8 protein-coding genes are annotated in these 7,769 nt (G+C 70.7%); 2 read left to right on the top strand and 6 right to left on the bottom strand.

Annotated elements, in window-relative coordinates; genetic code table 11:
• Together V7004_RS07745 and V7004_RS07740 are read right to left on the bottom strand one after the other, a co-directional pair.
• A partial coding sequence (locus tag V7004_RS07745) for a DivIVA domain-containing protein (protein ID WP_334143169.1) occupies positions 1-1,432 on the bottom strand: 1,432 nt, incomplete at its 3' end.
• A 14-nt stretch (positions 1,433-1,446) separates the two neighbouring features.
• Positions 1,447-2,634, bottom strand: coding sequence for a YlbL family protein (locus tag V7004_RS07740; protein WP_334143168.1), 1,188 nt, complete (start codon positions 2,632-2,634; stop codon positions 1,447-1,449).
• Positions 2,635-2,637: 3 nt separating this feature from the next.
• Here V7004_RS07740 and V7004_RS07735 point away from each other — a divergent pair, with 3 nt between their 5' ends.
• Together V7004_RS07735 and V7004_RS07730 are read left to right on the top strand one after the other, a co-directional pair.
• Positions 2,638-2,814 carry a hypothetical protein gene (locus V7004_RS07735; RefSeq protein ID WP_334143167.1) on the top strand — a complete coding sequence of 59 codons (177 nt, stop codon included), beginning with the start codon at positions 2,638-2,640 and terminating at the stop codon, positions 2,812-2,814.
• Between the two features lie 79 nt (positions 2,815-2,893).
• On the top strand, positions 2,894-3,568 hold the full coding sequence (locus V7004_RS07730; RefSeq protein ID WP_334143166.1) for a HEAT repeat domain-containing protein: 675 nt from the start codon (positions 2,894-2,896) through the stop codon (positions 3,566-3,568).
• Positions 3,569-3,577: 9 nt separating this feature from the next.
• Here V7004_RS07730 and V7004_RS07725 read toward each other — a convergent pair whose 3' ends face one another.
• From V7004_RS07725 to V7004_RS07710, 4 genes are all read right to left on the bottom strand, one after another.
• Positions 3,578-4,354: an enoyl-CoA hydratase-related protein gene (locus V7004_RS07725; protein ID WP_334143165.1), complete on the bottom strand. Its 777-nt coding sequence runs from the start codon at positions 4,352-4,354 to the stop codon at positions 3,578-3,580.
• A 76-nt stretch (positions 4,355-4,430) separates the two neighbouring features.
• Positions 4,431-5,738 (bottom strand): ABC transporter substrate-binding protein, encoded by a 1,308-nt coding sequence (locus V7004_RS07720; protein WP_334143164.1) that lies wholly within the window; start codon positions 5,736-5,738, stop codon positions 4,431-4,433.
• Between the two features lie 107 nt (positions 5,739-5,845).
• Positions 5,846-6,874 (bottom strand): branched-chain amino acid ABC transporter permease, encoded by a 1,029-nt coding sequence (locus tag V7004_RS07715; protein ID WP_334143163.1) that lies wholly within the window; start codon positions 6,872-6,874, stop codon positions 5,846-5,848.
• Positions 6,871-7,767: a branched-chain amino acid ABC transporter permease gene (locus V7004_RS07710; RefSeq protein ID WP_334143162.1), complete on the bottom strand. Its 897-nt coding sequence runs from the start codon at positions 7,765-7,767 to the stop codon at positions 6,871-6,873. The genes V7004_RS07715 and V7004_RS07710 overlap by 4 nt, the downstream gene beginning before the upstream one ends.
• Positions 7,768-7,769: the final 2 nt, after the last annotated feature.

Raw genomic sequence — 7,769 nt, 5'->3', positions numbered from 1 at the left:
GGCCCACCCCGCTCCCCGCGCCGCGGGCTGCGGCCAGCCCCGCCAAGGCGGCCGATGCGAACCGCTCGACGTGCGCCTCGGGAGCCGGCAGGACGGCGTCGAGCGCCGGCACCCCGCGCTCACGACGGAGGGCGTCGAGCAGCTCGTTCTGCTCCTCGGACAACTCACGCTTGAGGCGCCTCGCCAGGTCGCGCTCGATGGTCGCGGTCGCCGCCTCCTGCTGCTCCGCCGGGTCCACGGACTCACCGGGCACCGCCGCCTCAGCGTCGTCACCGGCGTCGGACCGATCGGGGTCGATCACCGATCCCGAGGCGTCGAGCTGCGCAGCTTCTTCCTTGATGCGAGCGAAGAGCCCCGCCACCCTGGCACCTGAGCCTCCGGCCGCGACCCCCGCGGCCTCGCCGGGCTCCACAGCCTCCCCGGGCTGCGCCGCCTCCCCGGGCTGCGCCGCCTCCTCGGGCTCCTCCCCCTCCTCCAGCAGCCCGTCGGGCTCACCGCCACCGGTGCGGATGACGTTCACCGCAGAGGACTTGCGGCCCTCGACCGGGTCGGGGGCTCGGGGACCCGGCGCATCGGGCCCGCTCACCTCAGGCCGGGTTTCCTCGCCCGCCGGGGCTTCGGGCCCCTCCACGGTGTCGAGCTCGATGCCGGCTTCGACAGCCAGCTCAACCAGCTCGCGCTCGAGCGGGTCGTCACCCTCGACCTCACGGTCGCGACCGGCCAGCGCCTCAGCCGCCTGACGGGCCTCCGGCAGGGCGACAGTCAACTCCTCGGTGACCTCATCGAGGTGCCGGCGAACGACCTCGTACGCGGCGAGCAGGCGCTCGCGGCCGGCCTGGAGCTGCTCGATCTGCTGGCGCAGCGCCTTGCGGCGGCGGGCCAGATCCCGCAGCATCCGCTCCCTGACCTGCTGGGCTTCAGCCACCATCTCCCGACCCTGCTGGCGCCCCGCTTCGATCTCTCGCTCCGCATCGGACCGAGCCTGCTCCAACAGACCTTCGACCTCTTGGCGGATCTCGGCCGCGACCCGCTCCGCCTCCACCCGCTCCGCCTCCGCGGCGGCCCGTGCCTCCTCGCGGATGCGGGCAGCTTCCGCGCGGGCATCCTCGAGCTCCTGCGCCGCGGCCTGCTCGGCCTTGGTCCGGATGTCGGCGGCGGCGGCGTTGGCGGCGTCGAGCACCCGGGCCGTCTCCTCACCCACCAAGGCGGTCAGGCGGCTGGGCGAGGGCTCCCGCAGCTCGGCGAGCTGCCGCTCGGCTTCGGCGACCGCGCGCTCGAGCTCGCGGCTGCGGTCGCGTGCGGCCCGCAGCTCCCCCGCCAGGGACATGAGGAAGGTCTGCACCTCCAACGGGTCGTAGCCCCGCTTCACCGAGGTGAACGGTTGGCGCAGGATCGCATCGGGATCGATCGGGCTGGTCACGTCGGGCGGCACCGCGCCGATCGTACTCAGCGCCCCGCAGGGGAGGAGCCCTGGGCGAGGCCCTGCACATCGCCGCCCACGCTCGCGAGCACCCGCAGGGCCTGATCCAGCGTGTCGACACCCTCGACCCGCACGTCTCCCGCGTACTTCCGCGCCAGGTCGACCTCGCTGGTCGGCACCAGGAACAGCTCCGCTCCCGAGCGGCGCACCGCGACGGTCTTCTGCTCGACCCCGCCCACCGGGCCGACGAAGCCGTTGGGGTCGATCGTGCCCGTGACCGCGACCCGCTTGCCGGCGGTGAGGCTGCCCGGGGTGAGCACGTCGATGATGCCCAGGGTGAACGCCAACCCCGCGGAGGGACCGCCCACCGAGCCCGAATCGATCTGGACGCTGAAGGGGAACTGGAAGGACAGATCTCGGGTCGTGGTGCTCACCCCGAGGAACCCCTTGTCGGGCTCCTCCGGCCGCGGCGCGAGCACGACGGTCAACGCCTGGGCCTCGCCTTCCCCGCCCCGTTCCACCAGCAACCCCAGCGGCTCCCCCGGCTTCATGCTGCGGGTGACGCGAGCCAGATCACTCGACAGGGTGATCGGCTGATCGCCAGCGGCGACGATCACGTCGCCCACCTGCAGCGCCCCCGCCGCGGGTGATCCCTCGACGATGCCGCGCACCACCGCGCCCGTGCCTCGGATCACGTCGTAGCCCAGCGCCTCGAGCGCCACCGCGCTCGCGACCTGTTTGGAGTCACTCATCTCCTGCTGGGTCGCCTCCCGGTTCTCCTGTTCGGTCTGGCCGCCCAGGATCTGCTCCTCGTCCACCACGTCGACCGTCGGGTCCAACCAACCCATGAGCGCTTCCAGAGCCGAGGCGCGCCGCAGCGAGACGGTGGTGAAGTCGATCGAGCCGTCGCTGGGGTAGGTCGTGGCCCCCTCGACGGAGATGAGCGGCTCGGTGGCCCGCGCCGCTCCGGGCGAGATCAGGTAGTAGGGAACCTGGACGAACGCCGCGGCCACCGTGCCCGCCACGAGCATCGAGACCACCACCCCCACCGCGATCCAGATCCGCACCACGCGCGCCCGGCGCGGGCGGGGCGCGCCGACGGGGCCAGGCTCGCCGGGAGACGGTGGGGGTACGATCGCGTCGTCGAGGTCCACGGGTTCCGGGGGGTTGCGATGGGAGATCGACAGCCTGCCACGGACGGCGAGGGTTCCCACCGCGTGGCGGCACCGTATCCCGTCCTCGTCGGCCCCGCGATCCGGCCCACGCCCGCATCCCGCTTGCGGGCCGCGTTGGCCCTCGGTGCCCTCACCGTCGTACTCGGGGTCGCGGCTGCGCTCCTGGTGGGGGCGCTCCTCGTGGTCGCGGGCATGGTTGTCTCCGCCGCGGTGAACTGACCGCAGGGCGTGGCCGACGCTCGACCCCGCTCGTGTCCGCCGTTGGGCGGTGGGCGACCGTCCGTGCTGCACTAGGACCATGGGCCGCATCCCCGAGGGTGCCATGGGGGGAGACCAGCCCCCGCCCGGCCGCCCGCTGGCCGAGGCGGTGGCCAAGCGCCGGCTCGTCGCGCTGGCCGGGCATCGGGGCGAGCCACACGTCGCCCGCTCGCACCTCCACGACGGCGATCCCGTCGTGCGGGCCACGGCTCTGCGGGCCCTGGCCCGCTGCCGCGACCTCCCGGCGTCAGAGATCATGGTCGCGTCCCGCGATCCGGATCCGGTCGTGCGCCGCGCCGCCGCCGAGGTGCTCGCCACCTGGGAGGCGGGCCGGACCGGTCAGCCGGACGAGCCCGTCAGCCTGCTCGGCCTGCTCGCCGACGACGACCCCTCGACCCTGGAGATGGCGGCCTGGGCTGGCGGCGAGCGACTACCTCCCGAGGAAGGGGTGGTCGAGCGCCTGGCCGAGCTGGCCACCGGTCACCGCGACGCCCTGGTCCGGGAAGCCGCGGTGGCCTCGCTGGGCTCGATCGGCGACCCGCGGGCCCTCCCCGCGATCCTGCAGGCCATGGAGGACCGGGCCACGGTACGCCGCCGGGCGGTACTGGCCTTGGCCCCGTTCGAGGGCCCCGAGGTGGACGAGGCACTCGAGCGCGCCCGGTCGGACCGGGACTGGCAGGTCCGCCAAGCCGCGGAGGACCTGCTCGCCCCGTGAGACCGAGGGTCAGCGCGGCTGGCCGAATCGCGGGGAGCGCTTCTCGAGGAACGCCGCCACCCCCTCCCGGGCATCGGGGAGCTGGCTGGCCGCGGCCATCACCTCGACCGCGTACGCGTACGCCTTCTGCTGGTCGAGCTCGATCTGGGTGTAGAAGGCCTGCTTGCCGAGGGCCTTGGACGCCGCGCTGCCCCGGGTCGCCCGCCGCAGGAGATCGAGAGTGGCCGCATCGAGCTGGTCGTCGGGCACCACGGCGTTGACCAGACCCCACTCGAGCGCGGTCCGAGCATCGATCGGGTCGCCGGTCAGCGCCAGTTCCAAGGCTCGCTTGCGTGACACCGACCGGCCGATCGCCACCATCGGGGTGGTGCAGAACCACCCGCCCTTGCCCCCCGGCGCAGCGAACGCCGCCGACTCGGCGGCCACCGCCAGATCCGCGCTGGCCACCAGCTGGCAGCCCGCCGCCGTGGCCAGCGCGTGGACCTTGGCCACCACCACCTGCGGGATCGACTGCATGGTCTGCATCACCTCGGTGCAGGCCCACAAGAGCCGCCGCATCGCCGCCAGATCCGCGCCAGCGATCTCCGTGAAGTCGTGACCCGCGCTGAACACCGAGCCCCGTCCGGCGAGCACCACACCGAGCGCATCGCTCTCGCCGACTTCACGGAAGGCTGCCCGCAACTCCTCGAGATGCCGGAGCGAGAGCGCATTGCGGCGCTCCGGCCGGTTCATGGTGATCGTGACGAACGGGCCGTCACGCTCGACGGTGAGGCACTCGTGGTCCATGGGACCTGTTGTAGCCGCCCACAACGACGGCGGCCGGCCCGCAGGCCGGCCGCCACACATCGTCGAGTCGGACCGTCTACCTGACGAACTGCCCGCTCGTTCCCTCAAAGCTGGTCAGCTGGCCCTGTAGCTCCCAGTACTGTCCGTTGTACCGGCCGATCTGCATCTGCTCGATCGGGAACGGGTCCTGGGCCCCGTTCGTGTTGATCGTGATACCGGGCAAAAGCAGGCCGACCTGCACATCCTGCAGTGAGTACGCGGTCTGCATCACCGCCTGGCGGGTGAGTTCCGGCGAGCGCCGTAGCGTCTCGGCCAAAAGCGCCCCCATCGTCCAGCCGTAGCCGACGATCCCGTTGCGGAGGTCCTCCTGCGAGATGCCGTACTGGGCGCCGTACTGCTGGAACTGCTGCATGGCCGGATCATCGGCCCACTGGGGATCGGACGGGTCCTTGAGGTAGATCGAGCTGAGCACCCCGTCGTTCGCACCGGGCTGCGCCAAGCCCACCACGGTGTTGGAGGTGCAGGTGGCGGAGATGTAGATCGTCGGGTTCCAGTTCGACTCCCGGATGAGGTTGAGCGACTGCGGGCACTTCAGCGCCGTCGCGGCCAGCAGTGCGGTGTCGGCCCCCGATGCCGCCAGCGTGGTGATCTGATCGCGGGGCTCGGGATCGGTGGGGTTGTACGAGGCGGTCGACACGACCTCGATGTCCGTGCCGTCGATAGCCGCCCGGAAGGCCGTCAGGTAGGACTCACCGAAGTCGTCGTTCTGGTACAGCACCGCCACCTTGGCGTTCGGCTTGTTCTTCTTCAGGTAGTCGGCGAAGATCGCCGACTCCGTGGCGTAGGAGGGGATCGAGCCGATCAGCCAGGGGTAGGCGTCAACCTCGCCCCACAGCGGTGAGCCGGTGGCCACGAACAGGTTCGGCACGCACTGGTCGGCCAGCTCGTCGCGGATGGCGAGGTTGTTCGGTGTGCCGACCACGTTGAACATCGCGAACACGCCCTCGTTCTGCACGAGCTCCTGGGTGTTGGTGAGCGTGCGCTCAGGGAGGTACTCGTCGTTACGGGTGATGACCTTGATCTGCTTGCCACCGACCCCGCCTTCGGTCGCGTTCAGGTAGCGGAAGTACGCCTCGTAACCCACCGAGATCTTGGCGAACGCCGCGTACAGGCCCGACTGCGGGAAGCTGGAACCGAAGGTGATCGAGTCCTCCGTGATGCCCTGGGTGGGCTTGTAGCTCTCGCAGTTGGCGGTGTCGATGGTGAAGGCGCCCTCCTGCTCGCCTGCGGTACCGCTGGGGCCGGTCGTGGCCGTCTGTCCCTCGTCTCGTCCACCGCTGCACGCGGCGGCCACGAGCGCCAGGACGAGCACCAGTGCGGTCACTGCTCTAGCGGGAGATGGTTTCTGCATGCTGGACTCCTGTCTCGAGCCACTGGACGGGGCCGATGCCACGCGAGGACGGGCCAGCCCTTCCCAAAATGGTCCGACCCCTACGTCCCAGACGCTACCGCCCCGGGTCCGGTCGATGTCGGACCGAGCCGGCGAGACCGCCACCGCTGACCGATCCAGAGCCGCAGGCGCGTTCCCAAGCCCAGGATGCCGCCCGGTGCCACCATCATGAGCACGATCAGCGATGCGCCGAAGAGCACGCCCGAGAGCTGCGGATACCCCTGCGGAAGCCAGATGGGGATGAACACGACGAGGAAGGCGCCGATGGCGGGGCCGAGAATCCGTGCTGTTCCACCCACCACCACTGCCACCAGCAGAATGATCGAGAGGTTGATGGTGTACTGGCCTGAGCTGACGAACGGGTCGTAGAACTTGGCCAACCCGCCGGCCATCCCCGCCAGCATCGCGCTGACGCCGAACACCAGCACCTTGTACGCCCGGTGCGGCACCCCAAGCGTCACCGCCGCGGTCTCGTTGTCCCGGATGGCGATGATCGCTCGCCCGGCCCGGCTGTGCACCAGGTTGCGCACCAGGACGAACGCGGCCACCGCGAACGCCAGCAGCACGTAGTACCGCCACTGGTCGTTGGCCATCCCGCTCCAGCTGGGCGCGACGAACTCCTCAGGTCGCGGGATCCGCTTGCCCTGCGTACCGCCGGTGACGTCACGAAACCGCACGACGACCTGCGGGAAGACAGTGGCCAACGCGAGGGTCACCAGGGCCAGGTACAACCCGTGGATCCGTAGGGCGGGCAAGCCCACCACCAGACCGAGCGCGAACGTGATCAGCATGGCCATCGCGAGGGCACCGAAGTGCGGCCAGCCATGATCGGCCACCAGAATCACCACGGTGTAGGCGCCCACCCCGAAGAACGCGCCGTGACCGATCGAGATCTGGCCGTTGTAGCCGGTCAACAGGTTCAAGCCCAGCGCGGCGATGGCGTAGGTGATCACCAGGTTGAACTGGTTCACCCGGAACGCCGGGTAGTACTGGGGCAGCCAGAGCAGCACCCCACCGAGCGCCGCGACGGCGACGATCCGCCCGATCCACCACCCCGTGCCGCGCTTCATACCCGTTCCACCTGTGGGCGCCCGAACAGCCCCTGGGGCCTGACGAGGAGCACCACCAGGATCAGCACGAACGCCGCCGCCAGCTTCAGGTCGTCGCCGATCCAGCTCACGTAGCCGCCCGCCATCACGGTGACCACCCCCACGACCAGGCCTCCGACCACCGCTCCCAGTGGGCTGTCGAAGCCCCCGAGCGTCGCCGAGGCGAAGGCGTACACGAGGAGCTGCAGCATGATGGCCCGATCGAGGGTGGCGAGCTGCGAGGCGTACAGCGATCCCGCGAGCGCGCCGACCGCCGCGGCCAGCCCCCAGCCGAACATGAGCACCCGGCCGAAGCGGATCCCGACGAGGCGGCTGGACTCGGCATTGGATGTCACCGCCCGCATCGCGAGGCCGAGCTTCGTGCGTTGGAAGAGCAGGAAGAGCAGGAAGACCTCGACCGCCAGCACGCAGAGCACGCCAACGGTCTGGTAGGTGACCGCCACGTCGCCGACGGTGAAGGCACCGGTGCCGAACACCCGCGGGAAGGTGCGGCCCTCCGAGCCCCAGATCCAGCCTGCGAGCTCGTTGAGCGCGAGCAGCAGTCCGATGGTGACGATCACGATCGGCAAGGCGTGGGAGCGCACCTCGCCGACGGGTCTGATGATGAGGCGTTCGATCGCCCCGCCACCCACGAACGACAGCACCATCGATGCGGCGATCGCGGCCACGACCGGCCAGCCCCGATCCCAGAACATCCAGGTGACGTACGTGGAGAACAGCGCCATCTCGCCTTGAGCGAAGTTGATCAGGCCGGTCGCCCGGTAGATCAGCACGAGCGCCAGCGCCAACGACGCGTAGATCGCCCCCTGACCCAGGCCGTCGACCAACCGTTGGAAGAACAGCGCGTAGTCCATGG

Origin of the sequence: Rhabdothermincola sp., from assembly GCF_036846205.1 — a bacterium.
Taxonomy (GTDB): Bacteria; Actinomycetota; Acidimicrobiia; order Acidimicrobiales; family Acidimicrobilacustridaceae; genus Rhabdothermincola.
This window is presented reverse-complemented; position numbering and strand designations above follow the sequence as displayed.